At 65.4% G+C, this 1,265-nt stretch carries 1 protein-coding gene; it reads right to left on the minus strand.

Features of this window, described 5'->3' with window-relative positions; genetic code table 11:
- Positions 1 to 588 precede the first annotated feature (588 nt).
- Positions 589 to 1,265, minus strand: a 677-nt coding sequence (locus MOV75_RS38685) for an MFS transporter (RefSeq protein ID WP_247008089.1), incomplete at its 5' end; no start/stop codon positions are given.

Raw genomic sequence — 1,265 nt, forward strand, 5'->3', positions numbered from 1 at the left:
CGTCGGCGCGCTGAGCAAGCTGCAGGGCGGAAACCCCGTGAGCAGCGGCAGGCGCGATACGACACGGCGCTGACAGCGTCCTCGTTCGGCCGCGATGGCGAGCGCACGCCAGTCGTCGCGGACAGGAATGGGGATGTGCGCGGACGGCAAAATCGTGTGGTCCTGACGCCCGGGGTCTGTGCGTCAAGTGTTGCGGTGATTGCAGCGGCCCAACCGGGTACGCGCATCAGCCATCCGCAAGGCGACGGGGGCAATAGTGCATCGCTCCCCGGGGAGAGCACGACATAAGCCGTAAAACCATCCGCGCAGGGAAGGCCGGCCGTTCCGGCGTCACCTGTAGTCCACCCCGTGCGCGTCTTGTTAGCACACGGGACCGCGGGTGCCAGCCGGCGCCCGGCCTTCCCTGCGCCCTTTCTTAAGAAGGGAGCAACGAAGAGAGCAAAGCTCGGGCGAAATGAGCCGCGAGAACGCGAAGGTGTGTCTACGATGGAGATGCAAGCTGCAGAAGCGGCGCCGACGCTCTTTGCCCCGGCATTGCGAGCGGATTGGTGACGCCGCGGTGTTCGGCGTCACCACCACGATCAGGTACTAGGCCATCGTGGCTTGCGGCTTCGGCTCGGTTTGCCGCGACAGCGCCAGCACGATCAGCGAGGCGAACACGCAGAGCGCGCCGGCGATGAAGAATGCGGGCAAATAGCTCTGATAGATCGTCCGCGACAAACCGGCGCCGAAGGCGGCGGTGCCGGCGCCGAGCTGATGGCCGGCAAAGATCCAGCCGAACACCAGATTGGCGCGCTCGGGTCCGAACTTTTGCGCAGTGAGCCGCACCGTCGGCGGTACCGTCGCGATCCAGTCGAGCCCGTAGAACACCGCGAAGACGGAGAGGCCGTAGAACGTGAAATCGCTGAAGGGCAGGAAGAGCAGGGAGAGTCCGCGCAGGCCGTAGTACCAGAACAGCAAATAGCGATTGTCGTACCGGTCCGACAGCCAGCCCGATATGATGGTGCCGACGAAGTCGAACATGCCCATCGCAGCGAGCAGGCTTGCGGCCTGCAGCTGCGGGATGCCGAAATCGAGGCACATCGGGATCAGATGCACCTGCACGAGGCCAGCGGTGGATGCGCCGCAGACAAAGAACGTCGCAAACAGGATCCAGAACGTAGTCGACTTCGAAGCGTCGCGCAGCGTGCCGAGGGCAACGCCCGTGATCGAGCCGTGGCTGGCGGGCGGGGCGGGCAGGGGCTCGGTGCCTTCGTCGCCGAACG

This window comes from Bradyrhizobium sp. PRIMUS42, assembly GCF_023006515.1.
GTDB lineage: Bacteria > Pseudomonadota > Alphaproteobacteria > Rhizobiales > Xanthobacteraceae > Bradyrhizobium.